The organism is Streptomyces sp. NPDC007971 (genome assembly GCF_042958635.1).
Classification (GTDB): domain Bacteria; phylum Actinomycetota; class Actinomycetes; order Streptomycetales; family Streptomycetaceae; genus Streptomyces.
This window is the reverse complement of the sequence record NZ_JBIBJK010000010.1, coordinates 1-26,295: the sequence shown is the minus strand read 5'-3', so window position 1 is coordinate 26,295 and position 26,295 is coordinate 1. Positions and strand designations below refer to the sequence as shown.

The following is a 26,295-nucleotide window of genomic DNA, read 5'->3' as shown; positions in this document are numbered from 1 at the left end:
GGAAGACGGCGGAGCAGACGAACAACCAGGAGCTGATCGTGATCCCCGGTGGTGGCCAGCCCAACATGCAGCAGTTGCTCCAGCAGGCCCAGAAGATGCAGCAGGACCTGCAGCGGGCCCAGGAGGAACTGGCGAACACGGAGGTCGACGGCCAGGCGGGCGGCGGCCTGGTCAGGGCCACCGTCACCGGCTCCGGCGAGCTGCGGGCCCTGAAGATCGACCCGAAGGCGGTGGACCCGGAGGACACCGAGACCCTCGCCGACCTGATCGTGGCGGCGGTCCAGGCGGCCGCGGAGAACGCGCAGACCCTCCAGCAGCAGAAGCTGGGCCCGCTGGCTCAGGGCCTGGGCGGCGGCAGTGGTATCCCCGGCCTGCCCTTCTAAGACGGGCCGCGGGCAACTACGGTACGTACCGAAAGACTCCTAGAAGGGCGGCAGTCCGTTGTACGAAGGCGTGGTCCAGGACCTCATCGACGAGCTGGGGCGGCTGCCCGGCGTCGGTCCCAAGAGCGCGCAGCGGATCGCCTTCCACATCCTGCAGGCGGAGCCGACGGACGTGAAGCGGCTCGCCCAGGCCCTCCTGGAGGTCAAGGCGCGGGTCCGCTTCTGCGCGACCTGCGGCAACGTCGCGCAGGAGGAGCTGTGCGGTATCTGCCGCGACCCGCGCCGCGATCCCGCGGTGATCTGCGTGGTGGAGGAACCCAAGGACGTCGTCGCCATCGAGCGCACCCGTGAGTTCCGCGGCCGGTACCACGTGCTCGGCGGCGCGATCAGCCCGATCGAGGGCGTCGGCCCCGACGACCTGCGTATACGAGAACTTCTCGCGCGGTTGGCCGACGGGACGGTCACGGAGTTGATCCTGGCCACGGACCCGAATCTGGAAGGCGAGGCGACGGCCACGTACCTCGCCCGCATGATCAAGCCCATGGGCCTGAAGGTCACCCGCCTGGCCAGCGGCCTCCCGGTGGGTGGCGACCTGGAATACGCGGACGAGGTCACGCTCGGCCGCGCCTTCGAGGGGAGACGACTCCTAGATGTCTGACGCCACGCTGCACGCCACGTCGCAGAACCCGGACGACTTCGCGGTCCAGGTCGCGGACCAGGTCGAGAGTTTCCTGGTGGCCGTCACGGAGGTGGCGAGGGGTGACGAGCCCGGCTCGGCCGTTCCCTTCCTCCTCCTGGAGGTCTCCCAGCTCCTGCTGGCCGGCGGCCGCCTGGGCGCCCACGAGGACATCGTCCCCGACGAGCGGTACGAGCCCGACCTGGGCCCCGAGCCGGACGTGGACGAACTCCGCGAGAACCTGGCCCGGCTGCTGGAGCCCGTCGACGTCTACTCCGAGGTCTTCGACCCCTACGAGCCCCGCAAGGCCCCCGTCCCGGCGCGTATCTCCGACGACCTCGCGGACATCATCACCGACCTGCGCCACGGCATGGCCCACTACCGGTCCGGCCGCACCACGGAGGCCCTGTGGTGGTGGCAGTTCTCCTACTTCTCCAACTGGGGCCCCACGGCCTCGGCCACCCTCCGCGCCCTTCAGTCGGTCCTCATCCACGTCCGCCTGAACCAGCCCCTGGACGAGCTGGACGGCCTCGACACCGACCAGGCGGCCATGGGCGACGAGACCCTGGAGTTCGAGGCGGGCAAGGTCATGGCCGAGGAGATCGGCGAGCCCCTGGGGATGCACCCGGGGGCGTAGGGCCCGGGTCCGCCGGTCCGGGCGGCACCGTCACCAGGTTGTCCACAGCCTGTGGGCAACGCTGCCGGTCGAGGACGCCGTGCGTTCAGCTGTCGTACGGGCGGGCAGGACGTGCCGCCCGTGTCCTCCCCTGACATCCGATGCACCGGGGTCTCTGTGAGGCGGGGCACTTTCCGCGTGGCTCGCGGTGCGCGGGGCAGGCGGTGTGAAGAGAGCAACCAACGTCTCACCATGCGGGAGCACGGTGGTCGGAATTGGGCGCTCGTTAGACTGAGCCGACACAAACGAACCGAGCGAGGAGCGCACGTGGGCCTTGTCGTGCAGAAGTACGGAGGCTCCTCCGTAGCCGATGCCGAGGGCATCAAGCGCGTCGCCAAGCGGATCGTGGAAGCGAAGAAGAACGGCAACCAGGTGGTTGTCGTCGTTTCTGCGATGGGCGACACGACGGACGAGCTGATCGATCTCGCCGAGCAGGTTTCTCCGATGCCTGCCGGCCGGGAATTCGACATGCTGCTGACCGCCGGAGAGCGTATCTCCATGGCCCTGCTGGCCATGGCGATCAAAAACCTGGGCCACGAGGCACAGTCGTTCACCGGCAGCCAGGCAGGCGTCATCACCGACTCGGTCCACAACAAAGCCCGGATCATCGACGTCACGCCGGGCCGGATCCGGGAGTCCCTGGACCGGGGCAACATCGCCATCGTCGCCGGTTTCCAGGGCGTCAGCGCCGACAAGAAGGACATCACCACGCTCGGCCGCGGTGGGTCCGACACGACGGCCGTGGCGCTCGCCGCCGCGCTCGACGCCGAGGTCTGCGAGATCTACACCGACGTCGACGGCGTGTTCACCGCCGACCCGCGCGTGGTGAAGAAGGCGAAGAAGATCGACTGGATCTCCTTCGAGGACATGCTGGAGCTCGCGGCCTCCGGCTCCAAGGTGCTGCTCCACCGTTGTGTGGAGTACGCCCGCCGCTACAACATCCCGATCCACGTCCGCTCCAGCTTCAGCGGACTGCAGGGCACGTGGGTCAGCAGTGAGCCGATTGGGGACCAGAAGGTGGAGCAGGCCATCATCTCCGGTGTCGCACACGACACCTCCGAGGCCAAGATCACGGTCGTCGGTGTGCCGGACAAGCCGGGTGAGGCCGCCGCCATCTTCCGGACGATCGCCGACGCCCAGATCAACATCGACATGGTCGTGCAGAACGTGTCGGCGGCCTCCACGGGCCTGACCGACATCTCCTTCACGCTGCCGAAGACCGAGGGCCGCAAGGCCATCGACGCGCTGGAGAAGAACCGCTCCGGCATCGGCTTCGACTCGCTGCGCTACGACGACCAGATCGGCAAGATCTCCCTCGTCGGCGCCGGGATGAAGACCAACCCGGGCGTCACCGCCACCTTCTTCGAGGCGCTGAGCAACGCGAGCGTGAACATCGAGCTGATCTCCACCTCCGAGATCCGCATCTCGGTCGTCACCCGTGCCGACGACGTGCCGGAGGCCGTGCGCGCCGTGCACACCGCCTTCGGACTCGACTCCGACACCGACGAGGCCGTTGTCTACGGAGGCACGGGCCGCTGATGGCGCTGACCGGGAAGCCGACGCTCGCGGTCGTGGGAGCGACCGGAGCCGTCGGCGCGGTCATGCTCCAGATCCTGTCCCAGCGTGCGGACATCTGGGGCGAGATCCGTCTGATCGCCTCCCCGCGCTCGGCCGGCCGCAAGCTTGCCGTGCGCGGCGAGGAGGTCGAGGTCGTGGCCCTGACCGAGGAGGCCTTCGACGGGGTCGACATCGCCATGTTCGACGTGCCCGACGAGGTCTCCGCCCAGTGGGCGCCGATCGCCGCCGCGCGCGGCGCGGTCGTCGTCGACAACTCCGGTGCCTTCCGGATGGACCCGGACGTGCCTCTCGTGGTGCCCGAGGTCAACCCGCACGCGGTGCGGCTGAGGCCGCGCGGGATCGTCGCCAACCCCAACTGCACCACCCTGTCGATGATCGTCGCCCTCGGCGCGCTGCACGCCGAGTTCGGGCTGCGCGAGCTGGTGGTGTCCTCGTACCAGGCGGTGAGCGGGGCGGGCCGCTCCGGCGTCGACACGCTCAGGGCCCAGCTGTCCCTGGTCGCCGGGACCGAGCTGGGCACCAAGCCCGGTGACGTGCGGCGCGCCGTCGGGGACGACACCGGGCCCTTCCCCGAGCCGGTCGCGCTGAACGTCGTCCCGTGGGCCGGATCGCTCCGGGAGGACGGCTGGTCGTCGGAGGAGATGAAGGTACGGGACGAGTCCCGCAAGATCCTCGGACTGCCGGCCCTGCCCGTGGCCGTGACCTGTGTACGGGTGCCGGTGATCACCACGCACTCGCTGACCGTCCACGCCCGCTTCCAGGGCGAGGTGACGGTCGACGGCGCCCGCGAGATCCTCGCCACCGCGCCCGGGGTCGTGCTCTTCGACGACCCCGCCGCCGGTGAGTTCCCCACGCCCGCCGACGTGGTGGGCACCGACCCGACCTGGGTCGGACGGCTGCGGCGGGCGCTGGACGACCCGACCGCCCTCGAACTGTTCGTCTGCGGCGACAACCTGCGTAAGGGCGCGGCCCTGAACACCGCGCAGATCGCCGAGCTGGTGGCCGCGGACCTCACCGGGGAAACGGGAGCGCGTCCGTAGAGCCGCTGGGCCGCGTCAGGACGGCCGGGCCATGGGTAAGACGTTTGTAGGTTCCATGTAAGAAATGTGGCCAGGAGCATGGTCCGAACCACTTGAACCGTAACCGGCGGCGACAGAGGATTTTACTCCCCGCCCTCCGCAACCACGCGGAGGGCGGGGAGCGTCTTTGCGGTCACCCTTGCGGGGCGTGAGACGTGAGGATCCTGGCGTGGGGGCGCTGTGATCGGGGCGTGGGGGCGCCCGTTCATATAGGACATAGGGGAAGAGCGGGGCGCATGACGGCTCTTGAAGCACCGTCGGTTGTCGCATATGTGACGTCCGGCACGTACAACCCTGGCGGGGGGAGACGTGTCCAACTGGCGTGGCAGAGGTACTCGAACTCAGTGCGGCCCGCGGCATCGCGGCGCTCCGGCCGTCCCGCGCGGCGCTCCGGCCGCGCATTCCCGGCGGCATGCCGGTGATCGCGCCCATGCCCGCAGCGCGGCCCGCCCGCATACCCAGCCAGCGCGACGGCTCCGACGGGACCACGGCCACCACGGCCACCACGGCCACCACGGCCACCACGGACGCCGCGGACGCCGCGGTCGTGGGCACCACCGTCGACCACCTCACCGAGACCTACCGGGCGCACTACCGCTCGCTGCTCGGTCTTGCCGCGCTCCTCCTCGACGACACCGCCTCCTGCGAGGACGTCGTCCAGGAAGCCTTCATCCGCGTCCACTCGGCCCGCAAACGCGTCCGCGACCCCGAGAAGACCCTTGCCTACCTGCGGCAGACGGTCGTCAACCTCTCCCGCTCCGCCCTGCGCCGGCGCATCCTCGGCCTCAAGCTGCTCTCCAAGCCGATGCCCGACATGGCGAGCGCGGAGGAGGGCGCCTACGACCTGCTGGAGCGGCGTGACCTCATCAAGGCGATGAAGGGGCTGCAGCGCCGACAGCGCGAGGTCCTCGTACTGCGCTACTTCGCCGACATGACCGAGGCCCAGGTCGCCGAGACGCTCGGGATCTCGCTCGGCTCGGTGAAGGCGTACGGTTCGCGGGGCATCGCCGCACTGCGGGTGGCCATGGAGGCACCGTCATGAGCGAGCACACGGGCGGGGGCGCTTCCCGTGAACCCCACTCCGATGACGGCCAAGAGCCCGACGTCCGGCACGAGCCGGCGAAGCGCCACGCCGAACCGGCGGAACGCCCCGAAGAGTCGGCGAAGCACCACGACGAACCGACGAAGCGCCACGAGCAAGAGCACAAGCAATCGCACGCTGGGAACAGAACTGTGAACCACGGCCCCGACGAGAAGGGCCCCGAGGGGCCCGGCCCGGGCCTCGACGGGCTCAGCGGGCTCGACGGTCTCGACATGGACGAGTCGGCCCTGCGCCGGATGCTGCACTCCGCCGTCGACGACATCGAACCGCGCACCGGCAGCCTGGACCATCTGCGCCGGGCCGTGCCGGCCCGGCGGGTCCGCAAGCGCCAGGCCGCCGTCGGCATGGCGGCCGCGGCCCTGTTCATCGGCACCGCGATCCCGGCCCTGATCCACGTCTCCGACTCCGGCGGCACCGACCCCAACACCGCCATGGCCGGTCAGTCGACCCAGGCACAGGGCGGGACCAGCCAGGGCAAGAGCCCGGACGGCGGCGGTTCCAGCACGGTCGGCGGCTCCTCCGGCAAGACCCCGGGACACGGCAGGAACGGCAGCCAGAGCAGCTCGCCGGCCAAGTCCGGCGGCACGAGCGGCAGCTCCTCCGGCGGCACCGGCGCGTCCGCCACCGTGGCCGCGAACGCCCCGCTGTGCACGGCGTCCCAGCTGGGCTCCGCCACCCAGAGCGTCGACGCCCCCGACTCCACGGGTGTCGTCTACGGCACCTTCCGCGTCACCAACACGTCCTCCGGCAGCTGTACCGTCGGCGGCCCGGGCACCGTGGCGGTCGCCGCACAGGGCGCCGCCGACCCGGCCAAGATCGGAACGGCGCGGCACGCGGCCGGGGACCCGGCGGCCGGCCTGCCCGACCCCTCCCTGGAGGTCACGGCGCTGGTCCTGCAGCCGGGCGCTGCCTACGAGGAGAAGTTCGCCTTCGTCCCCTCCGCGACCTGCCCCACCACCGGCGGCGGCGACACCACTACCACCACCGGCGGCTCGGACAGCGGCGGCGGCCCCTCGCCGGACCCGACGCCCAGCCAGGACGCCGCCGCGGCCGGGGGCACGGACCCCGGCAGCACCACGACGGGCACCACGACCCAGCTCGTCACCGAGGACGGCGGTACGGCCGACGGCAGCGTCCTGGTCACCGACACCGCCCAGACGGGACCCACGGTGTCGGCCACCGTGGCGAACGCGTGCGCCGGGACCGTGTACTACACGGGGGTGCTGGCGGGGGCGTAGCCACCGCAGCAGCGCGACCGACCGGCGGGTGGCCCTCGGCCGGCGGGTGGCCCTGGAACGGCGGGCCGGTCAACGGGGGATCCTCGGACCAGCGGGGCCAACCGGCGGCGGGTGGCCCGCAGGACGGCTCAGACGGCGGTCGGGGTGGAGGAGGCTGTCTCCTGCTCCTCCTCCGGCACCAGCCCGAGTGCCGCGTCCCGCTGGAACTCCACCTCGCGGCGCAGCAGCCGGAACCACATGAAGACCACGAAGCCCGCGAAGACGAACCACTCCCCGGTGTAGCCGAGGTTCTGGAACGCCTTCAGGTCGAGACCGGTGCCGTTCGGCGCGGTCGCGGGCACGGCCTTCATCCCCGCGTCGGCCTTGTCGAGCGTCACCCATGCGTCGTACAGCCGGTACGGCACCAGGTTGACCAGCGAGGCCGAGCTGATCGCCGCCGTCTGCCCGGCGGGCAGCCCGCCCTCGTCGCCGACGCCGTTGTCCCCCGGGGTCTCGGAGGCCTGCAGCGCACCGGTGACGGTGACCTCTCCGGCCGGCGCCGCGGGTGCCTTCGCCGCATCCGCCGTGCCCGGCAGCCAGCCCCGCACCACGGGCAGGGCCCTGCCGGAGTCCGTGCGCAGCAGCGTCAGCACGTAGAAGCCGCTCCTGCCGTCCAGCTCCCGGCCGGGCACGAGGAGCTGCTTGCCGTAGCGGCCGCTCGCGGTGACCCGCCGTCCCGAGGTGGTCTTGTCGACGGGCAGCATCTTCGCGAGAGGCCGGGCCGCCTCGCGTCTGTCGGAGGCGGCCTGCTCGGTCGCGGCACGGTGGTCCTGCATCCGCCCCTCGAACCGGCTCAGCTGCCACGACCCCATGAAGATGCAGAACGGGATGGCGAGCAGCACGAAGACGTTGATGCCCCACCAGCGCGATGTCAGCAGAAACCGGTACACGCCCTCCACGGTACGGCGGTCCGGAACCGGACTTTTTGCGGGGTCCGGTTCCCGGACCCTCAGGCGGGCCGCGTCGCCCTGAGCGAATAGAGGAGCGGGATGCGCGGATGGGCCGCCGGGAAGCGGTGGTAGCCGTCGCGTATTTCGAAGTTCTCGAAGCGCGGGAAGACCGAGACGTCGTGCTCGTGCAGGAAGTCCAGGCGCAGGCCGGCCGCGGCGAGCGCGGAGACGACGTCGCCGAGGGTGTGCTGCCACTCGACGCTGCGGTTGTGGACGGTTTCGGCGCCCTGGTCGGCGTAGGTGCCGGGTTCGTCCCACACCTGGGCGTCGTGCGCGAAGTAGTCGCGCACGAGCCGCGAGCCGGTCGCGTCGTCCAGCGCGTCGGTGATCGGGTGGAACTCGGCGAGGTAGAGGAAGCCGCCCGGTGCGACGAGACGGGCCGCGGTCTCGGCCCAGCGCCGGATGTCCGGCAGCCAGCACAGCGCGCCGAGCCCCGTGTAGACGATGTCGTACGACGGCTCGGGCACGGCGCCGGCCGCGTCGTACACGTCGCTGGTCACGAACGCCGCCCGGTCCGGGCCGTACCCGAGATCGGCCGCGAGGCCGCGGGCCGTCTCGACGGCCGGCGCCGAGAAGTCGAGCCCGACGACGCGGGCCGCGCCGCGATGCGCCCAGGACAGGGTGTCGAGGCCGATGTGGCACTGCAGGTGCAGCAGCGACCTGCCGGTGACGTCGCCGACCTCGGCGGTCTCGAAGTCCCGCAGGACGTCCCGGCGGGCGCGGAAGCCGTCGAGGTCGTAGAACGCGCTCGCGACGTGCACGGGGACCCTCTCGTCCCACATGGCCCGGTTGTCCTCGCGCCAGCCGTCGGGGGCGGACCGGGGTGCGTCGGGGGGTGTCGGGGCCGTCGTGTGTGCGGACTTGGTGCTCATGATCCGGAAGTTATCCACAGGCTGGGTGGACCTGCCAGCGAATTGTCGGCCGGGCCAGGCACTATGGGCGCATGACTGGGGCCGAGAGTGAGAGCAGGACGCCGGACATGCCGCAGATGCCGGACTGGGAGAAGCGCTTCAGGGCGCCGCGGGTCTCGCTGCCCGACTGGGCGGAGGACGCACCGCACCGTTCGCTGTTCGTGTCGAACGCGACGGGGACGTACGAGCTGTACGCCTGGGACCGGGCCACGGGCGAGCAGCGGCAGGCGACGGACCGGCCCAACGGCACGACGGACGGCGTGCTCTCGCCGGACGGCGCGTGGATCTGGTGGTTCGACGACAAGGACGGCGACGAGTTCGGTGTCTGGCGCCGCCAGCCCTTCGCCGGCGGCGCGGACGAGACGGCCGTGCCCGGTCTGGAGCCCGCCTACCCGGCCGGTCTCGGACTGGCCCGCGACGGCCGCACGGCGGTGGTCGGCCGCTCGACGGACGAGGAGGGCACCACGATCCATCTCGCGCGAGCGGGCGAGGAGCCGGTCGTGATCTACCGGCACCGTGAGTCGGCGGGCGTCGGCGACCTCTCGCACGACGGCTCGCTGATCGCGATCGAGCACACCGAGCACGGCGACGCCATGCACGCGGCCCTGCGCGTCCTGCGGCCGGACGGTACGGCGGTCGCCGACCTGGACGACACCAAGGGCGGCACCGAGGAGCTCGGCCTGGAGGTCCTCGGCTTCGCACCCGTGGACGGCGACACCCGGCTACTCATCGGCCACCAGCGCCGCGGCCGCTGGGAGCCCATGGTGTGGGACGTGGCCACGGGCGAGGAGACCGCCCTTGACCTCGACCTGCCCGGCGACGTCAGCGCCGAGTGGTATCCGGACGGCGGCGCCCTGCTCGTCGTCCACGGCTTCGAGGCCCGCAGCGAGCTGCTCCGCTACGACCTGGGCACCGGCGACCTGAGCCGCATCCCCACCCCGCCCGGCGCGGTCTCCGGGGCGACGGCCCGCCCCGACGGCAGTGTGGAGTACCTGTGGTCGTCGGCCGCCGAGCCGCCCGCCGTCCGCTCCACGACGGGCGACGTGGTCCTGGACCCGCCCGGCATGACGTGCCCGCCGTCGGTGCCCGTCGAGGACGTGTGGGTGGACGGCCCCGGCGGCCGCATCCACGCCCTGATCCAGAAGCCGGCGGGCAGCACCGGCCCGCTGCCCACGGTCTTCGACCTGCACGGTGGCCCGACCTGGCACGACAGCGACTCCTTCGCCGCGGGCCCGGCCGCCTGGGTGGACCACGGCTACGCGGTGATCCGCATCAACTACCGCGGCTCCACCGGGTACGGCCGCGCCTGGACGGACGCCCTGAAGCACCGGGTCGGCCTCATCGAGCTGGAGGACGTCGAAGCGGTCCGCGACTGGGCGGTCTCCTCGGGCCTCGCCGACCCCGCCCGGCTGGTCCTCACGGGCGGCTCCTGGGGCGGCTACCTCACCCTCCTCGGCCTCGGTACCCAGCCCGAGGCGTGGACCGTGGGTGTCGCGGTCGTGCCCGTCGCGGACTACGTCACCGCGTACCACGACGAGATGGAGGCCCTGAAGGCCATGGACCGCACGCTGCTGGGCGGTACACCGGAGGAGGTCCCCGAGCGCTTCGAGGCGTCGTCCCCGCTGACCTACGTCGACCGGGTCAAGGCTCCGGTCTACATCTCGGCGGGCGTCAACGACCCGCGCTGCCCGATCCGTCAGATCGACAACTACGTCAAGCGCCTGGAGTCCCGCGGGGCGGTGCACGAGGTGTACCGCTACGACGCCGGACACGGATCACTGGTCGTGGACGAGCGGATCAAGCAGCTGAGACTGGAGATGGAGTTCGCGGGCAGCCACATGCCGGCCCACTAGCCCCCCACCAAAGCCCACCCACCCACCGGCCCTCCGGACAAGGATTGCCCACCGGCCCCCCGGGCAAGGCTTCCCCTCCGGCGTGACTTCCCCAACCGCAGAGCTTCCCCACCGGCGTGGCTTCCCCATCCATCGGGGGAGCTTGTCCGGGAGCCATGGGGAGCCATGGGGAGTTCGCCGCCTGCCCGGGGGGTTCCTCCCCGCCCGGTGCTTTCCCGGCTGCGCGAGGCTGGGCGGTGCGGCTTTCGGCCGACCGAGTCGGGTGGGTGGGCAAGAACGGGGGTCCGGGGGGCGGAGCCCCCTGGGTGGTTCAGCCCAGCTCGGCCAGGCCCCGGCGAGTGGCGGCAACCACCACCCGGTCCCCCTTCTCCAGCACGTGCCCGGCAGACACATCCGCCCGCCCCTCCAACGCCAGCACCCGCCACGCCCCGGCCCGGAACGCCTCCGCCACGGTCCGCCCCTCCAGCTCCGGATGCCCGTCCACCTCGACCGCGGCGAACAGCAGCACCCGCCGCTCCACCGGTATCGCCCCCAGCACCTGCCGCCCCAGCATCGCCCCCGCGAACGCCGGTGCGGCCAGGTACGACACGCTCCGGCTCCGCGTCGAGGCATGGGGGTGGGCCGCCCGCAGCGTCCGGTACACCGCGGTCGCGAAGTCGTCGTCGTACAGCCGCAGCACCACCCGCAGATCGGGCCGCACGGACCGCGCGTACAGCGCGGCCTCCAGATTCGTCGTGTCCGCGCTGGTCACCGCGAGCAGCGCATGCGCGCGGTGGATCTTCGCGGCTTCCAGCACCCCCTCCTGCGTGACGTCCCCGAGGACCACGGGCACCCGCAGCCGCCGCGCGGTCGCAAGGCCGCGCGCGTCCGGGTCGGACTCCACGCACACCACGGGAATGTGCAGTTCCCGCAGCCGGGTCAGTACCCGGGTGCCGATCTTCCCGAGCCCGAGCAGCACCACGTGCCCGCCCAGACCGCGGGGCGGTTTGCGCAGCCCGGAGGTGGTCCGGAAGGTACCGAGGGCTTCGAGCACGGCGGCCAGCAGCACCGGCAGCAACAGCAACCCGACGAGCCCGGAGAGGAGTTGGAGGATCTGCCGCCCCAGCGGCGCGCCGATGGCGGGGTTGTCGATCGCGAACAGGTCCAGCAGCGTCAGATAGAACGCGCCGAGCGGATGGATCCCGGTGACCAGCCACAGCGCGACGGCGAGCGCGACCACACAGCCCACGAGCCCGGCCAGCGACCAGCGCAGACGCCGTGAGAACAGGGAGGCGAGCGGCGGTACGCGGCCCACTCCGCGCCGGGCGGCGGCCGACTCCGGTCCGCCGAACGACGACACCTGCTCCAGCACCACGGCGGCCCGCCCGGTGGCCTGCCGCACCTCCTCGTCGTCGGGCAGCAGCCGGGGCCCCTGCTCGCCGTTGCCCTCGGAGCCGTCCGGCCCGGCGGGATCCGTGACGGTCGCCGAGAGCAGGGCCAGGGTGCACAGCCCGCGAGCGGTGATCTGCCCGTCCCGGTCGGGCAGCCGTTCCACGGCCCGCAGCAGCAGGCTGTCGGTCTGGACGACCTTGCTGGTGCCGGCGACGGCGGTGGCGACCAGCGCGGGTGCCGAGGTGTCGGCGTCGGACAGCACGATGGTGGAGGCCACGGGCCCGCCCTCCGCCCCCGAGCCAAAGGCCAATGCGGAGGCCTGGTCGAGGAGTTCCTCGATGTGCTGGCCCAACCGCCGGTTGTACAGCCTGAGGACGAGCCTGAGACGCGGGTTGAGGCGGCGGGCGGTCAGCGCGGCCCGGATGTTGGTCTCGTCGTCGTCGTACACGAGCGCCAGCGCGGCGGCCCGCTCCACTCCGGCCTCGGCGAGCACCGCCTCGGTGAGGTCGGCGGCCTCCAGCACCCGTTCGCCGTCGGCCCGTTGGCCGGTGGCAGCGCCGCCGGCCGTGGTGGCGGCACCGGTGCCGCCGGCCCGGCCGACGGTGGCGCTGACCACCCGGTCGAACAGCGCGGCCGATGCGGCCCGGGCACGCCCGACCACGGGGGGCCGCAGCGTGCGTTCGTTCGGCGGCACCACGAGGGTGACCCGCTCGCGGTGGACCCCGCGCAGCTCGGCGGCAAGCCGGTACGCGAGCCCGTCGTCGCCGCACACCACCATCTGCGCAGGCGGGGCACCTGGCCCGCCTTGATTCGGAACACTCGCCACGAGGGAAAAGACTGCCCCAAGGAGACGATGGGTTCCAGCAACGAGGTGAACACCTGTGGCAGGGAGCGCGTAGTGATGGGGAGGGAGACACAGCCGGAGGTACGCACCCGTGGCCATCACCGAAGACGCCCCGCCCGGCGCCGAGCGGGCTCCGGCACGCCCGTCCGTTCAACAGGCGGGCGGTGAAAGGCCCGAGAAGCACCTGGACCGGCCTGACGGCGAACAACCGCACCCGCACCACGACAGGCATTCCGGCACGCAGGACGGGCATTCCGGCACACACGACAGCCGGTCCGGCTCGCAGGACAGTCGGTCCGGCTCGCAGGGCCAGCAGTTTGGACCGGACGGCAAGCGTCTCAGCTCCCCGCTCGTCCTGACGTTGGTCCTGCTGCTGGCGGTGCTCGCCCAGTCCCGGATCCGCGGGGCCCTCGGCACTCCGCTGATGCAGAGCTGGATGACGGTGTTCGTGGCCGTGACGGTCCAGGCGCTGCCCTTCCTGGTGCTGGGTGTCCTGCTCTCGGCGGCGATCGCGGTCTTCGTGCCCGCGTCCTTCTTCGCGCGCGCCCTCCCGCGCCACCCCGCCCTGGCCGTGCCGGTGGCGGGGGTGGCGGGTGCGGTGCTGCCGGGCTGCGAGTGCGCTTCGGTCCCGGTGGCGGGCGCGCTGGTCCGCAGGGGCGTGACCCCCGCGGCGGCCCTGGCCTTCCTGCTCTCCGCCCCCGCGATCAACCCGATCGTGCTGACCGCGACCGCGGTCGCCTTCCCGGGCAGGCCGGAGATGGTCCTGGCCCGGTTCCTGGCCAGTCTTCTCGTGGCCTGCACGATGGGCTGGCTGTGGCAGCGCGTGGGCCGTACGGACTGGCTGCGCCCGCCGGCCCACGGTGCGCACGAGGGTGCCACCAAGGGGGAGGCGTTCTGGAGTTCGGTCCGGCACGACATCATGCACGCGGGCGGCTTCCTGGTGCTGGGCGCGATGGCCGCGGCCACGCTGAAGGCGGCGACGCCGGCGGCCTGGCTGCGCACGGCGGCCGACAACCCGCTGTTCTCGATCCTCGCCCTCGCCGTGCTCGCCGTACTGCTGTCCATCTGCTCGGAGGCGGACGCGTTCGTCGCGGCCTCGCTGACGCAGTTCTCCCTGACGGCCAAGCTGGTGTTCCTGGTGGTGGGCCCGATGATCGACCTCAAGCTGTTCGCGATGCAGGCGGGGACGTTCGGCCGAGGTTTCGCGCTGCGCTTCGCCCCCGCCACGTTCGTCCTCGCCGTGGCGGGCGGCGTGCTGACCGGGGCGGTGCTGCTGTGAACCGGCAGGCGCAGGCGGCGGTCATGTTCCTGCTGGGCGCCGCCCTGCTGCACGCGGGCACCACCGATCTCTATCTGCGCTACGTCAAGGCGGGTCTGCAGCCGCTGCTGCTGGCGTCGGGCGCGGTGCTGATCGTGGCGGCGCTGGCGACGGCGTGGTACGAGCGCAGGCGCGCCAAGGCGGCCCGGGCCCTGGGCGGCGGGCACTCCCACCCCGAGCCCTGCATCTCCTGGCTTCTGCTGCTGCCGCTGCTCTCCCTGATCCTCGTCGCCCCGCCGGCCCTGGGCTCGTACAGCGCCGTGCGTGCGGGAACGGCCCTGCAGAAGCCCTACGCGTACGGCACGTTGCCCGCGGGCGACCCGGTCCCGCTCAGCGTGGTCGACTACGCCTCCCGGGCGGCCTACGGCCACGGCCGCTCCCTGCACGGCCGCTCCGTGCGCGTCACCGGCTTCCTCGCCCTGGACCGTAACGGCACTCCGTACCTGGTCCGCATGGCCCTCAACTGCTGTGCGGCGGACGCCCAGCCGGTGAAGATCGCCCTGACCGGAAAGCTGCCCCCGGTCCTGCAGCCGGACGCCTGGCTGGAGGTCACGGGCACCTACAGCGCCAGGACGGCCCGCGACCCCGTCAACAACGGCCCGATCCCCTATCTGAAGGTCGCCGCGGCCAGGCCCGTACCCACTCCGCACGATCCCTACGACGAGACCTGGAACAACTGAGGCTCCCTTGTTCCTCGGCTGTGCCGGCCGGCCCGGACCGGTGGACGGCGGTCAGCCGATGCACACCACGAGCAGACAGAGCTGGGACGGTGAGGTCGCCGCCGGGGAGGGGCTCGCCGGAGAGGTTCCCGAGCCCGTACTGCCGCCGGTCGAGCCCGTTCCACCGCCGGTCGAGGGGGAGGTGTGGGCGGGCGCGGGCGCGGGGGCGGAGGCGGGCGCGGACGGCTGCTGCCCGGCCGTCGTACCGCTGCCGCCGGAGGTCGGCGCGGCGGCGTGCTGCTGCGCGGCCGGAGTCCCTGCGGGTTCGGGGGTGGCCGCGCCGTCGGTGTGGGTGTCCGGCGCGGACGTCCGGGGCGAGGCGGCGAGGGTGTACCCGCGCGGCGCGTCGGACACGGCCCGCCGGGCGTGGGCCGGGGCCGTGGTGCGCGCGGACCGGTGGGTGCCGGGTGTCGCCTGCTCCGGACGGTCCTCGGCGCTGGTCTGTCCGTCCGTGGCGCCCATGGGCCGGTTGTCGGGTGCCGAGGCCGCCTGGGCCCGGTCGGGGGACTGCCGGTCCAGCGCGGCCAGGGTGAGCCCGCCGCCGACGAGCGCGACGGCGGTCGCGACAGCGGCCCGGCGCTTGCTCTTCTTCCAGCGGGCCAGCTGGCGGCGCCGGGCGGCCCGCCCCTGCGACGCGCGTGGAACACCGTCCACGTCACCGGACGGAGCCTCGTCGTGGGGAGCTCCGTAGGGGGGCGCCTCGTTGCGGGGAGTTCCGTCGTGGGGAGCCGGTGCGGGCCCGTCGGGGAGACCGCCGCCGAACCAGGCGCCGGCCGGGTCTGCCCTGTGCGCCGGCGTCCCGGTCGCCGCCGACGGGCCCGCACCGGCCGTGGACCCCGTAAGGGCCTTGGATCCCGTGGATGCCATGGGTTCCGTGGATGCCATAGGTCCCGTGGATGACCCCGTGGGGCCCATGGACACGGTGGCCGGGGGCGCGATGTCCGGGGCGTAGGCACCGCACCCGGGACACACCAGGGCGCCGTTCAGATGCCGACGGCACGAGGAGCAGTAGTCCATTTGCTGTCTTCCTGGGTCGACGGCGCCTGAGTGGACGGCGCCTGCGGCCTCGGTGGCCTGAATCCGTGGCCTGGCCGGTTTCGCACGGGGGACCGAGCGGCTGGCAACGCTAACGAGGCTTTCGGAAGACTGTGTGCGGCCCATGTGGCACTCCTGCACACATTCTCTGCGGATTCCTGGGGTGACTCGTGTCCCCGCCGTCGCCCCCGGCATGCTCCGCCGGTCGCCCCGGGCCTGCTCCGCCTCGCCCCGGGCACGCCCGGCCGGCCGTTCCCGGGAAGCCGTACGGCGGTCCCGCGGAGACACTGGTGGCGACCGTTCTGCCGTCCGTGGTGAGGTCCCGATGGCGTATGGCCTGGCACGCCGTGAGGTGGAACCGCGCGTCCCGCTGCGCCCGGGCGAGGGGGAGAAACACCACCTCACCAGCCTGGAAGGGCTGGCCGCGCTGTCGCTGGACGCGCTCAGCTCGGTGGCGTACGGCCCCGAGGCCATCGTGCTGGCCCTGGTGGCCGCCGGGACCGGCGCGCTCAGCGCCACCCTGCCCGTCACGCTGGCGATCACCTTCCTGCTCGTGGTGCTCGTCGTGTCCTACGCCCAGGTCATCGCCGCGCACCCGGACGGCGGAGGCGCCTACGCGGTGGCCAAGAAGGACCTGGGCGCGGCCGCCGCCCTGCTCGCCGCGGCCAGTCTGGTCGTCGACTACGTCCTCACCGTCTGCGTCAGCCTCACCGCCGGGGCCGACGCGCTGGCCTCCGCCTTCCCCTCCTTCGCCCACGACAAGCTGGTGGTGTGCCTGGTGGGCCTCGCGCTGCTGACGGCCGTGAACCTGCGCGGGGTGACCGACAGCGCCCGGGTGCTGATGCTGCCGACCCTGCTGTTCGTCGTGGCGATCCTCGGGATCGTCGCCGTCGGCCTCCTGCGCTCGCATCCGGCGGCCGTGGTCGGCACGGCGCAGTCCTTCCCGCCGCACGAGGCGCTCGGCCTGCTGCTCGTCCTCAAGGCGTTCTCGTCCGGCTGCTCGGCGCTGACGGGAGTGGAGGCCATCGCCAACGCCGTGCCGACCTTCCGCACCCCGCGGGTCACCCGCGCCCAGCGCACCGAGTTCATGCTGGGCGCGCTGCTGGGCCTGATGCTGATCGGCCTGGCCGTGCTGATCCGCCGCGACCATGTCGCCCCGCGCGGGGACGTCACCGTCCTGGCCCAGCTCACCGCGGGCGCCTACGGCGACGGCTGGCCGTACTACGCGACCAACCTCGTCGTCACCCTGGTCCTGCTGCTCGCGGCGAACACCAGTTTCGGCGGGCTGCCCGTGCTGATGAGCCTGCTGGCCCGCGACCACCGGCTGCCGCACCTGTTCGGGCTGCGCGCCGAACGGCCCGTCTACCGCTACGGCGTGGTGGCGCTGGCCCTGCTGGCCACGCTGTTGCTGATCGCGTCCGACGCCGACACCCACCGGCTGATCCCGCTGTTCGCGATCGGTGTGTTCATCGGCTTCACGCTCAGCCAGCTCGGCCTGGTACGGCACTGGGCCGGCGAGCGGCCGCAGGGGTGGGGGCACCGCGCGCTCATCAACGGCACCGGGGCGGTGCTGACCACCCTGGCGGGGATCATCCTGCTGTTCACCAAGTTCCTGGAGGGCGCCTGGGTGGTCGTGATCGCCGTACCGCTGCTGATGCTGCTGTTCGCACACATCGAGCGCTACTACACGGCCGTCGGTGAGGAACTGGGTCTCGGGCGCATCCCCGGCCCGCCCGAGCCGCACGCCGGCAGCCTGGTGATCGTCCCGCTCGGCGACGTCAGCAAGCTCGCCCGGCACGCCATCGGCGCCGCTCTCGCGCTGGGCGACGAGGTGGTCGCCGTCGCCGTCCACAACGACCCGGACAAGACCCGTGCCCTGCAGGAGGCGTGGGCGAGATGGGATCCCGGGGTGCGCCTCGACGTCATCGACAGCCCGCACCGCTCGCTGGTCCAGCCGATGGTCGACTACGTGCAGCGGGCGGCCCGGGGCGGACGGCAGGTCGCGGTCCTGATCCCCGAGGTCGAACCCCGCCACCGCCGCTACGAGATCCTGCAGAACCAGCGGGGCCTGCTGCTGGCGACCGTGCTGCGGGCCCGCACCGACGTCGTGGTCTGCATGCTGCCCTACCGGCTGCGGGTGTGAGCGGGGCTGCCGGTGGGCCCGACGCCCGCCGCGGCTCCCGCATTCGGCGCCGAGCACCCGGAAGACCGTGGTCGGCCGCGGGTCGGTGGGGGCTGGTCGCGCAGTTCCCCCCGCCCCTTCGGGGTGTTGTGCCCCTGGTTCTTCGGGGTGTGCTGTGTGTGGTCGGTCGGGGGCCGTCGGGTGGGTGGTCTCCTGCGGGTCGGTGGGGGCTGGTCGCGCAGTTCCCCCCGCCCCTTCGGGGGTGCCTCTTCGGGTGGTCAGGCGTCTGCCAGGCGGGCCTCTTCCAGGTCGAGTGAGCGTTGCAGGCGGCGGCGGGTCGTGTCGCTGATGCTGTGGTCGTCGTACAGGCGCTGCAGTTCCGCGGTCTCCACGGTGATCAGGTCGCGGCGCAGCTGGCGGTAGACCAGGTCGGCGGACTCGGTCGCGGTGGCGGTGCCGTTCTTCTCGGCGAGGCGGTCGCGGGCGTCGTCCAGGCGGGCGGTCAGGCCGCGCCGCAGCCGGTCGACGACCACGTCCGGTACCGCCTCCAGTTCCGCGAGTTCCTCCAGCCGGGCGAGTCCGGCGTGCGCGAGCCGGGAGCGGGCCTGGATCTCCTCGCGTTCGGTGTGGGCGGGCTCCAGGGCGATGCCGGAGCGGCGCACGACCGGGGCCAGGGTGAAGCCCTGTACGACGAGGGTGACCACGACGACGGACGTGGTCAGGACGAGGACCAGGGGCCGGTCCGCCAGGGGAGCGCCGTCCCTGGCGATCTCGGGGATGGACAGCGCGGCGGCCAGCGGCATCACGCCGCGCGTGCCCGCCCAGGTCAGCACCACCGGTACCCGCCAGTTCATGCGGCCGATCCCGCCCCTGCGCTGCACGAGTGCCGACAGCGGTGCGAGCCACAGCAGCCGTACGGCGATGAGCGTGGTGGCGACGGCGAGGGCGTACAGCGGCCAGGCCCGGTCGCCGTCGGCCAGCGCCCGTACCTCCGCGGGCAGCGCCAGCCCTATGAGGGAGAAGACCACACTCTCCAGGAGGAAGACGACCGTTCCGTAGACGGCGTGCAGCTGGAGCCTGATGCGGGCGTTGGTGAGCCGGTCGCCGCGGCCGCCGAGGACCACCCCGGCCACCACGCAGGACGTCACCCCGGAGGTGTGCGCGGCCTCCGCCAGCAGATAGGCGGCGTACGGGGTGACCAGCGCTATCACCGTTTCCAGGACCGGTTCCTCGGTGCGTCGGCGGATCAGCGTCACCACCCCGGCCACCGCGGCCCCGATCACCGTGCCGCCCCCGGCGAGCAGCAGGAACTGGCCGCCGGCCGCACCCCAGTTCGCCGCCGCGGAGGCGACGGCGATGCCCGCCGCCACCCGGACCAGCACCAGCGAGGTCGCGTCGTTGAACAGGCTCTCCGCCTGGACGAGCACCTGCACCCTGGGCGGCAGGGCGAGCCTTCTGCCGAGCGCGGTCACGGCGACCGGATCGGTGCTGGCCAGGATCGCGCCCAGCACGAACGCCATCTGCCAGGACAGCGGGGTCACCCAGACCGCCACCGCGGCCACGGCCGCCGCCGAGGCCAGGACCAGCCCTATGGCGAGTATGCCGACCGGTTTCCACACCGCGCGCAGTTCCCGCCAGGGCATGTCCTCGGCGCTGGCGTACAGCAGCGGCGGCAGTACGACGAGCCCGATGACCTCCGGGCTGATCTCGATCTGCGGGGTGCCCGGCAGCAGCGCCACCGCCAGACCGGCGACCACCAGCAGCGAGGGGGCGGGAATGCGCCAACGGCGCGCGAAGGTGGCCACGACGGTGGCCAGAACGACCAACCCGAGTACCGTGCCGACGCTGCGCATGCCGTCTCCCTGGACCTGAGAAGGAGCCACTCCGGCTCCCCGCCGACCAGACTTCCCGGCACACCGCCTTCACCCTATCGGCCCAGGTTGCGTCAAGACAGTGTCAAGGTCCTCCCGGCCTGCGCCAAGGAACCGCTAACGGCGGCACCGGCCGGCCCGCCGGAACGCTTCCTTGGGGAGAGTCCCCTTTCCTTGCAGGGGAGTTGATCCAGCGAGCGGAGCGCGTCGGCGGCGATGAGTGACGTACGGCCCGGACGGCTGAAGGTCTATCTCGGGGCGGCCCCCGGGGTCGGCAAGACCTATCGGATGCTCGACGAGGGGCGGCGCCGCGCCGCGCGCGGCGCGGACGTGGTGGTGGGCTTCGTGGAGTGCCACGGGCGGCCGAACACGGAGGCGATGACCGAGGGCCTGGAGACCGTCCCCCGCGCCCGCTGCGCCTACCGCGGCGGTGTCTTCGAGGAGATGGACCTGGGCGCGGTGCTGGACCGCCGCCCCGAGGTCGCGATCGTCGACGAGTTCGCCCACAGCAACGTCCCCGGGGACGGGCGCAACCCCAAGCGCTGGCAGGACGTCGAGGAACTCCTCGCCGCCGGCATCGACGTCGTCACGGCGCTGAACATCCAGCACCTGGAGTCCCTCAACGACGTCGTCGAGAAGATCACGAACGTCCCGCAGCACGAGAAGGTGCCCGACGAGCAGGTCCGGCGGGCCTGGCAGATCGAGCTGGTGGACATGCCGCCCGAGGGGCTGCGCCGACGCATGGCGCACGGCAACATCTACGCCCCCGAGAAGATCGACGCGGCCCTCGCCAACTACTTCCGCCCCGGCAATCTCACGGCGCTGCGCCAGCTGGCACTGCTGTGGGTGGCCGACCGGGTCGACGAGGCGCTCCAGGAGTACCGCACGCAGCACGGCATCGGGCGGGTCTGGGAGACCCGGGAGCGGGTGGTCGTCGCGCTGACCGGCGGCCCGGAGGGCGACACGCTGGTCCGGCGGGCCGCCCGGATCGCCGACCGGTCGGCGGGCGGCGATCTGCTCGCCGTGCACGTGGCCCGCAGCGACGGCCTGGCGGGCGGAGTGTCGGCCGCCTCGCTGGCCCGGCAGCGCAGACTCGTGGAGGACCTCGGCGGCAGCTACCACTCGGTCGTCGGCGACGACGTGGCCACCGCTCTGGTCGAGTTCGCCCGCGCCGAGAACGCCACCCAGCTGGTGCTGGGTACGAGCCGCCGCGGCCGGCTGTCGCGGTTCCTGACCGGGCCGGGCACGGGGGAGACCGTGACCGAGCTGTCCGGCGACATCGACGTGCACCGGGTCACCCACGAGCGGGCCGGACTCGGCACCCTCCTGCCGTCCAGGCGCCGCACCCTGTCCACGGCCCGGCTGATCGCCGGCCCGGTGGCCGGTCTGGTGCTGCCCTTGCTGCTGACGGTCGTCCTCGCGCAGATACGCGGCGCGCTGGACCTCACCAGCGAGGCCCTGCTGTTCCTGCTGTCCGTGGTGGGGGTGGCCTGCATAGGCGGGGTCGCCTCGGCGGTGATCGCGTCGGTGACGGCCTCGCTGCTGCTGAACTACTGGTTCGTACCGCCGGTCGGCGCCTTCACGCTGAACGATCCCGACGCGCTGCTCGCGCTCGCCGTCTTCGTGGTCGTCGCGGCCACCGTGGCAGGGGTCGTGGACCGCTCCCTGAGGCTGTCCAGGCGTTCGGCCCGCGCCACCGCCGAGGCCGAGACCATGTCGTCCCTGGCCGGCACCATCGTGCGCGGCGAGGCGACGATCCCCGCGCTGCTGGAGCGGACGCGGGAGACCTTCGGCATGGAGTCGGCTCAGCTGGCGGACGAGCCGCCGGGCACCGACGGAGTGACGTTCGTGCCCGCCGGCCGCGGCGCCTGCCTCGTGCTGCGCGGCCGCACCCTGTCCTCGTCGGAGCGGCGCGTGCTGGCCGCGTTCGCCGCGCACGTCGGCTCCGCGGTCGAGCGGGCCCGGCTGGCCGAGGCGGCGGCCGAGGTGGAGCCCGTCAAGGCCGCCGACCGGATGCGCACGGCGCTGCTGCGGGCCGTCGGCCACGACCTGCGCACCCCGCTGGCGGCGGGCTGGGCCGCGGTCACCTCGCTGCGCAGCCGGGACGTCGAGTTCTCCGCGGAGGACCGCGAGGAGCTGCTGGCCACCGCCGACGAGTCCATGGCCAAGCTCGACCGGCTGGTGGAGAACCTCCTCGACCTCAGCCGCCTGGAGGCGGGTGTCCTGCCCCTGAACCTGCGCCCGACCTTCCTGGAGGAGGTCCTGCCCACGGCACTGGCGGACGTCCACGGGGTCGAGGTGGCGGACACGGAGGAGATCCCGCCGGTGCTGGCCGACCCGCCGCTGCTGGAGCGGGTGATCGCCAACCTGGCCGGCAACGCCGCCCGGCACACCCCGCCCGGGCGGAAGGTGCTGGTCAGCGCGAGTGCCCTGGCGGGCCGGGTGGAGCTGCGGGTGATCGACCGGGGCCCGGGGCTGCCCCCGTCCGGCCGGGACCGTCTCTTCGAGCCCTTCCAGCGGCTCGGCGACACCGACAACTCCACCGGCCTCGGCCTCGGTCTCGCCCTCGCCCGGGGCCTGACCGAGGCGATGAACGGCACCGTCACGCCCGAGGAGACCCCGGGCGGCGGGCTGACCATGGTCGTCTCGCTGCCCTTCGCCGGACGGTCCGTGGGCGCGGACAAGTCGGAACCCGTGCACGGGTGGTGAGACGGCGGGGGCCGGGTGCGGGTGGTGGGACGGCGGAACCGGTGCACGGGTGGTGAGACGGCGGGATCCGGGGGCGGGTGGCCAGACGGCGGGGGGCCGTTCGGGGGCGGTGGTGCGGCACTGCGGAATCCGTGCGTGGGTGGTGGGACGGCGGGGCCGGTGCGCGGAGGTGGCACCGCGGGACCCGTTCGCCGGTGGTGACACCGCGGGGTCACTCCAGGCCGGACGCCCTGAACACGGCCAGCGCCGTCTCGCGGTCCACGCGGGCCGAGAGACGCTCCAGCGCGGTGTGCCCGCACAGCAGCAGCCCGCCGGCCTCGGCCTTGCGTGCGCTCTCGTCCAGGCGGTGCCACAGCTGGGGATTGTGCACCAGGGTCTCGGGATCCACCTCGACCCGCGCGCCGAGCGCGTCCCGCAGCTGAAGCCGTTGGGAGACGCCGTCCAGGCACCGGACGGAGACCAGCAGATCGGTGCGGATCCGGTGTTCGCGCAGCAGCCGTCGGCAGGCCAGCCAGTCCTGGCCTGCCGAGATCCGGGCGGGAAAGAGCACGAGGAACAGCAGGAGGGAGAGCGCGAGCCACAGCAGGACGCGCCAGGGTGCGATCCGGCCGGAGCCCCAGTCGACGAGCATCAGCAGGACGAGCAGGATACCGGCGCACCGGACGGCATCCCTGACGTCGCCCGCCCAGCGGCGGTCGTGCACCGCATCCGCGGATGTCCTGGCGCGAGCGCGGACCGATGGCCTGCGCGTGTTGTCGCGGCGTCCCATTCCCGAGAATGTAGAGACGCGCAGGACCGTATCGGCGCATTTTGATGCGGCTCTGATGTCTTTCGGGTGAATCTTGGCGAAGGCCATGCGGCGGTCCCCCGGTCTGAGGTCTCCGGCAGGTCCAGGGACCGTCAAGATCACGTCAAGGTCGGCCATGCGAGCGCGAAGAAGCCGCAAGGAATGCTCGAACGCGGCGGGAAACGGTCAGAACCTGGGTGCACCGCGCACACTTCGGGCCTTGTGCGCGGCTTTTGGCAAAGGAGCGCGCACCCATGACCGTCCTGACCACCGAACCGGACGCCGTCCCCGCCGGCGAGGAGCCGCCTGATACCGGCGAACGCCACCGGCTGACCGCCGTCACGGGACTCGCGGCGCTCTCCCTGGACGCGATGGCGTCGGTGGCGTACGGCCCCGAGGCGATCGTCCTCGTGCTGGCGGCCGCCGGTGCGCACGGGCTCGGCTTCACCCTCCCCCTGACCCTGGCCATCGCCGGCCTGCTCGCGGTGCTCGTGGCCTCCTACCGGCAGGTGATCGCGGCCTTCCCGGACGGCGGTGGCTCCTACGCCGTCGCGAAGACGCATCTGGGCGCGCGCACCAGCCTGGTGGCCGCCGCCTCGCTGGTGCTGGACTACGTGCTCAACGTCGCCGTCGCCGTCACGGCGGGCGTGGCGGCACTGACGTCCGCCTTCCCCGCCCTCTACGCCGACCGGCTGTGGCTGTGCCTGGCGGTGCTCGTCCTGATCACGGGCGTCAACCTGCGCGGGATCGTGGAGTCGGCGAAGGCGTTCATCGTGCCGACCGCCGTCTTCGTCGGGGCGATCTTCGTGCTGATCGCGGTCGGTCTGTTCCGCTCCCACCCGGCGAGCACGGCGACCGCCGCCGGGCATGCGTCGGTGGTCGCGGACAACGCCACGTCGGTGGGCGTCCTGCTGCTCCTCAGGGCGTTCGCCTCCGGGTGCTCCGCCCTGACCGGCGTCGAGGCCATAGCCAACGCCGTTCCCTCCTTCCGCGTCCCGCGCGTCAGGCGCGCCCAGCGCGCGGAGGTCGCCCTCGGCGCCGTCCTCGGCCTGATGCTCGTCGGCCTGTCGGTGCTGATCTCCCGCTTCCACCTCCAGCCGGTCGAGGGCGTCACCGTCCTCGCCCAGCTCGCGGACGCCTCGCTCGGCCACAACTGGGCTTTCTACGTCATCCAGTTCGCGACGATGATCCTGCTGGCACTGTCCGCCAACACCTCCTTCGGCGGCCTGCCGGTGCTGCTCAAGCTCCTGGCCCGCGACAACTACCTGCCGCACGTCTTCGCCCTGAAGGCCGACCGCCAGGTCCACCGGCACGGCGTCCTGGCGCTGGCCGTGATCGCGGCCGCCCTGCTCGTCTTCTCGGGCGGCGACACCAACACCCTGGTGCCGCTGTTCGCGATCGGCGTCTTCGTCGGCTTCACGATCGCCCAGGTGGGGATGGTCCGGCACTGGCGTCTGGACCGAGACCCGGGGTGGCGCGGCAAGGCGCTGCTCAACGGCTTCGGCGCGCTGCTCACCGGCGTCTCGACCGTCGTCGTCACCGCGAGCAAGTTCACCGACGGCGCCTGGCTGATCGTGGTGGCGCTGCCCGTGCTGGTCGCCGCCTTCCTCGCCGTGCACCGCGCCTACGCCCGGATCGGCGAGCGGCTCGGGCTCGGCCGCATCCCCGAGGCCCCGCACCGCGACCGCTCGCTGGTGATCGTCCCCGTCTCGTCCCTGTCCCGGCTCACCTCCGAGGCGCTCACCGCGGCCGCCTCGCTCGGCGACGAGGTCCGTGCCGTGACCGTCTGCTACCCGGACCCCGAGGACCGCGCCCACCTGCACGCCCTGGAGCGGGCCTGGGCCGAATGGAACCCGGGGGTGCCCCTGGTCCGGCTGACCTGCGAACGGCGTTCGCTCGGCCGTCCCATCGCCGCGTACGCCCGTGAGGCGGCCGCCTCCGAGCCGGCGGGCACCCGGGTCACCGTCCTGATCCCGGAGGCCGAGCCCGAGCGGCTGTGGCAGCGGCTGCTGCAGAACCAGCGGGGCGCCGTCGTCGCACACGCCGTGCGCCGCGAGACGGACGCGGTGATCTGCCGGCTCCGCTTCCGGCTGTGACCGCGGTGACCCTGCCACGGCTCCTCACCCGTCGGTGCGGATCAGGAGCCGTAAGAGCCCCGTCAAGGCCGTGCGGGCTTCCGTAAGAGAGTCGTCAACGGGCGACCGGAACCGGCCAACCAGGCGCTTTCCTCGAATCGTCCGATTCACCGAACCTCACTCCAGGAGTTCGCGATGGCCGATCTGGCCTTCGTCGTCACCGTGCTCGCGGGTTTCGCGCTGGTGGCCCTTGTCGCCAGGGGGGTGACGAAGCTGTGACTGCCGAGAACATCGTCGGTCTGGTCGTGGCCGTCGCCCTGCTGGGCTATCTCGTCCTCGCCCTGATCTTCCCGGAGAGGTTCTGAGACACGTATGGGTCCCGTTCTGGCCACCCTGCTCCAGCTGCTCGCCCTGACAGGCGCGCTGGCGCTCGTCTACGCCCCCGTCGGCAACTACATGGCCCGGGTCTACTCCTCCGAGAAGCACCTGCGGGTGGAGAAGTGGATCTACAAGGGCATCGGTGCCAACCCCGACACCGAGATGACGTGGCCCGCGTATCTGCGCGGTGTTCTGGCCTTCTCGGTCGCCGGTGTCCTCTTCCTCTACCTGCTGCAGCGGCTGCAGGGCATCCTGCCCGGCTCGATGGGCTTTGCGTCGGTCAATCCGGCGCAGTCGTTCAACACGGCCGTGTCGTTCGTGACGAACACCAACTGGCAGTCGTACTACGGCGAGCAGACCATGGGTCACGTCGTGCAGACCGCCGGTCTGGCCGTGCAGAACTTCGTCTCGGCGGCTGTCGGTATGGCGGTCGCGGTGGCGCTGGTGCGTGGTTTCGCGCGCTCGCGCACCGGTGAGCTGGGCAACTTCTGGTCCGACCTGGTGCGCGGCACGCTGCGGATCCTTCTTCCGGGTGCCGCGATCGCCGCGGTCGTGCTGGTGGCCTGTGGTGCGATCCAGAA

21 protein-coding genes are annotated in these 26,295 nt (G+C 72.5%); 15 read left to right on the top strand and 6 right to left on the bottom strand.

Going from position 1 to position 26,295, the window contains the following annotated elements; all coding sequences use genetic code 11:
* Positions 1–38: 38 nt before the first annotated feature.
* The 7 genes from ACFZCP_RS21785 to ACFZCP_RS21755 all read left to right on the top strand — a co-directional run bounded on the left by ACFZCP_RS21785 (position 39) and on the right by ACFZCP_RS21755 (position 6,732).
* Entirely contained in the window at positions 39–383 is a 345-nt protein-coding gene (locus ACFZCP_RS21785) for a YbaB/EbfC family nucleoid-associated protein (protein ID WP_391429029.1), read from the top strand.
* Positions 384–441: 58 nt separating this feature from the next.
* On the top strand, positions 442–1,041 hold the full coding sequence (recR, locus tag ACFZCP_RS21780) for a recombination mediator RecR (protein ID WP_184967449.1): 600 nt from the start codon (positions 442–444) through the stop codon (positions 1,039–1,041).
* Entirely contained in the window at positions 1,034–1,696 is a 663-nt protein-coding gene (locus ACFZCP_RS21775; RefSeq protein WP_391429026.1) for a DUF5063 domain-containing protein, read from the top strand. Before recR ends, ACFZCP_RS21775 begins: the two co-directional genes overlap by 8 nt.
* A 306-nt stretch (positions 1,697–2,002) precedes the next feature.
* Positions 2,003–3,274: an aspartate kinase gene (locus ACFZCP_RS21770; RefSeq protein WP_362698290.1), complete on the top strand. Its 1,272-nt coding sequence runs from the start codon at positions 2,003–2,005 to the stop codon at positions 3,272–3,274.
* The gene (locus ACFZCP_RS21765; RefSeq protein WP_391429020.1) at positions 3,274–4,353 is read left to right on the top strand and encodes an aspartate-semialdehyde dehydrogenase; all 1,080 of its coding nucleotides are present in this window, start codon (positions 3,274–3,276) and stop codon (positions 4,351–4,353) included. Before ACFZCP_RS21770 ends, ACFZCP_RS21765 begins: the two co-directional genes overlap by 1 nt.
* A 361-nt stretch (positions 4,354–4,714) precedes the next feature.
* Positions 4,715–5,434 carry a SigE family RNA polymerase sigma factor gene (locus tag ACFZCP_RS21760; protein ID WP_391429018.1) on the top strand — a complete coding sequence of 240 codons (720 nt, stop codon included), beginning with the start codon at positions 4,715–4,717 and terminating at the stop codon, positions 5,432–5,434.
* A 191-nt stretch (positions 5,435–5,625) separates the two neighbouring features.
* A complete protein-coding gene (locus tag ACFZCP_RS21755; protein ID WP_391429015.1) occupies positions 5,626–6,732 on the top strand; it encodes a hypothetical protein in 1,107 nt (368 codons plus the stop codon).
* 128 nt (positions 6,733–6,860) lie between these two features.
* Here the strand turns inward: ACFZCP_RS21755 and ACFZCP_RS21750 are convergent, their stop codons facing one another.
* Both ACFZCP_RS21750 and ACFZCP_RS21745 read right to left on the bottom strand, forming a co-directional pair.
* Positions 6,861–7,661 (bottom strand): SURF1 family cytochrome oxidase biogenesis protein, encoded by an 801-nt coding sequence (locus tag ACFZCP_RS21750; protein ID WP_391429013.1) that lies wholly within the window; start codon positions 7,659–7,661, stop codon positions 6,861–6,863.
* A 59-nt stretch (positions 7,662–7,720) separates the two neighbouring features.
* On the bottom strand, positions 7,721–8,503 hold the full coding sequence (locus ACFZCP_RS21745; RefSeq protein ID WP_391429552.1) for a methyltransferase: 783 nt from the start codon (positions 8,501–8,503) through the stop codon (positions 7,721–7,723).
* Between the two features lie 161 nt (positions 8,504–8,664).
* On the opposite strand from ACFZCP_RS21745, the gene ACFZCP_RS21740 reads away from it, so the two are divergent.
* Positions 8,665–10,485, top strand: coding sequence for a prolyl oligopeptidase family serine peptidase (locus ACFZCP_RS21740; protein WP_391429012.1), 1,821 nt, complete (start codon positions 8,665–8,667; stop codon positions 10,483–10,485).
* Positions 10,486–10,795: 310 nt separating this feature from the next.
* Here the strand turns inward: ACFZCP_RS21740 and ACFZCP_RS21735 are convergent, their stop codons facing one another.
* Positions 10,796–12,634 (bottom strand): NAD-binding protein, encoded by a 1,839-nt coding sequence (locus tag ACFZCP_RS21735; protein ID WP_391429010.1) that lies wholly within the window; start codon positions 12,632–12,634, stop codon positions 10,796–10,798.
* 157 nt (positions 12,635–12,791) lie between these two features.
* Between ACFZCP_RS21735 and ACFZCP_RS21730 the strand changes: the two genes are divergently transcribed.
* Together ACFZCP_RS21730 and ACFZCP_RS21725 are read left to right on the top strand one after the other, a co-directional pair.
* Positions 12,792–13,979, top strand: coding sequence for a permease (locus ACFZCP_RS21730; protein ID WP_391429008.1), 1,188 nt, complete (start codon positions 12,792–12,794; stop codon positions 13,977–13,979).
* Entirely contained in the window at positions 13,976–14,698 is a 723-nt protein-coding gene (locus ACFZCP_RS21725) for a TIGR03943 family putative permease subunit (protein ID WP_391429005.1), read from the top strand. The genes ACFZCP_RS21730 and ACFZCP_RS21725 overlap by 4 nt, the downstream gene beginning before the upstream one ends.
* A 51-nt stretch (positions 14,699–14,749) precedes the next feature.
* Here the strand turns inward: ACFZCP_RS21725 and ACFZCP_RS21720 are convergent, their stop codons facing one another.
* Positions 14,750–15,604 carry a hypothetical protein gene (locus tag ACFZCP_RS21720; protein WP_391429003.1) on the bottom strand — a complete coding sequence of 285 codons (855 nt, stop codon included), beginning with the start codon at positions 15,602–15,604 and terminating at the stop codon, positions 14,750–14,752.
* A 493-nt stretch (positions 15,605–16,097) separates the two neighbouring features.
* Between ACFZCP_RS21720 and ACFZCP_RS21715 the strand changes: the two genes are divergently transcribed.
* On the top strand, positions 16,098–17,915 hold the full coding sequence (locus ACFZCP_RS21715; protein WP_391429001.1) for an amino acid permease: 1,818 nt from the start codon (positions 16,098–16,100) through the stop codon (positions 17,913–17,915).
* Positions 17,916–18,172: 257 nt separating this feature from the next.
* Here the strand turns inward: ACFZCP_RS21715 and ACFZCP_RS21710 are convergent, their stop codons facing one another.
* Entirely contained in the window at positions 18,173–19,747 is a 1,575-nt protein-coding gene (locus ACFZCP_RS21710; protein ID WP_391428999.1) for a Na+/H+ antiporter, read from the bottom strand.
* A gap of 234 nt (positions 19,748–19,981) precedes the next feature.
* Here ACFZCP_RS21710 and ACFZCP_RS21705 point away from each other — a divergent pair, with 234 nt between their 5' ends.
* Positions 19,982–22,474 carry an ATP-binding protein gene (locus ACFZCP_RS21705; protein ID WP_391428997.1) on the top strand — a complete coding sequence of 831 codons (2,493 nt, stop codon included), beginning with the start codon at positions 19,982–19,984 and terminating at the stop codon, positions 22,472–22,474.
* Positions 22,475–22,685: 211 nt separating this feature from the next.
* Here the strand turns inward: ACFZCP_RS21705 and ACFZCP_RS21700 are convergent, their stop codons facing one another.
* Positions 22,686–23,243 carry a hypothetical protein gene (locus ACFZCP_RS21700; protein ID WP_391428995.1) on the bottom strand — a complete coding sequence of 186 codons (558 nt, stop codon included), beginning with the start codon at positions 23,241–23,243 and terminating at the stop codon, positions 22,686–22,688.
* A gap of 272 nt (positions 23,244–23,515) precedes the next feature.
* Between ACFZCP_RS21700 and ACFZCP_RS21695 the strand changes: the two genes are divergently transcribed.
* The 3 genes from ACFZCP_RS21695 to ACFZCP_RS21685 all read left to right on the top strand — a co-directional run.
* Positions 23,516–25,357, top strand: coding sequence for an amino acid permease (locus ACFZCP_RS21695; RefSeq protein WP_391428993.1), 1,842 nt, complete (start codon positions 23,516–23,518; stop codon positions 25,355–25,357).
* A 254-nt stretch (positions 25,358–25,611) separates the two neighbouring features.
* Entirely contained in the window at positions 25,612–25,701 is a 90-nt protein-coding gene (gene kdpF / locus ACFZCP_RS21690) for a K(+)-transporting ATPase subunit F (RefSeq protein ID WP_016434100.1), read from the top strand.
* Positions 25,702–25,708: 7 nt separating this feature from the next.
* Positions 25,709–26,295, top strand: a 587-nt coding sequence (locus ACFZCP_RS21685; RefSeq protein WP_391428991.1) for a potassium-transporting ATPase subunit KdpA, incomplete at its 3' end; no start/stop codon positions are given.

Coding starts and splice junctions, on each gene's coding strand:
- ACFZCP_RS21775 (WP_391429026.1), top strand. CDS start 1,034: ATGTCTGACGCCACGCTGCACGCCACGTCGCAGAACCCGGACGACTTC.
- ACFZCP_RS21765 (WP_391429020.1), top strand. CDS start 3,274: ATGGCGCTGACCGGGAAGCCGACGCTCGCGGTCGTGGGAGCGACCGGA.
- ACFZCP_RS21745 (WP_391429552.1), bottom strand. CDS start 8,503: ATGTGGGACGAGAGGGTCCCCGTGCACGTCGCGAGCGCGTTCTACGAC.
- ACFZCP_RS21740 (WP_391429012.1), top strand. CDS start 8,665: ATGACTGGGGCCGAGAGTGAGAGCAGGACGCCGGACATGCCGCAGATG.
- ACFZCP_RS21735 (WP_391429010.1), bottom strand. CDS start 12,634: ATGGTGGTGTGCGGCGACGACGGGCTCGCGTACCGGCTTGCCGCCGAG.
- ACFZCP_RS21720 (WP_391429003.1), bottom strand. CDS start 15,604: ATGGCATCCACGGGATCCAAGGCCCTTACGGGGTCCACGGCCGGTGCG.
- ACFZCP_RS21715 (WP_391429001.1), top strand. CDS start 16,098: ATGGCGTATGGCCTGGCACGCCGTGAGGTGGAACCGCGCGTCCCGCTG.
- ACFZCP_RS21710 (WP_391428999.1), bottom strand. CDS start 19,747: ATGCGCAGCGTCGGCACGGTACTCGGGTTGGTCGTTCTGGCCACCGTC.
- ACFZCP_RS21705 (WP_391428997.1), top strand. CDS start 19,982: ATGAGTGACGTACGGCCCGGACGGCTGAAGGTCTATCTCGGGGCGGCC.
- ACFZCP_RS21700 (WP_391428995.1), bottom strand. CDS start 23,243: ATGGGACGCCGCGACAACACGCGCAGGCCATCGGTCCGCGCTCGCGCC.
- ACFZCP_RS21695 (WP_391428993.1), top strand. CDS start 23,516: ATGACCGTCCTGACCACCGAACCGGACGCCGTCCCCGCCGGCGAGGAG.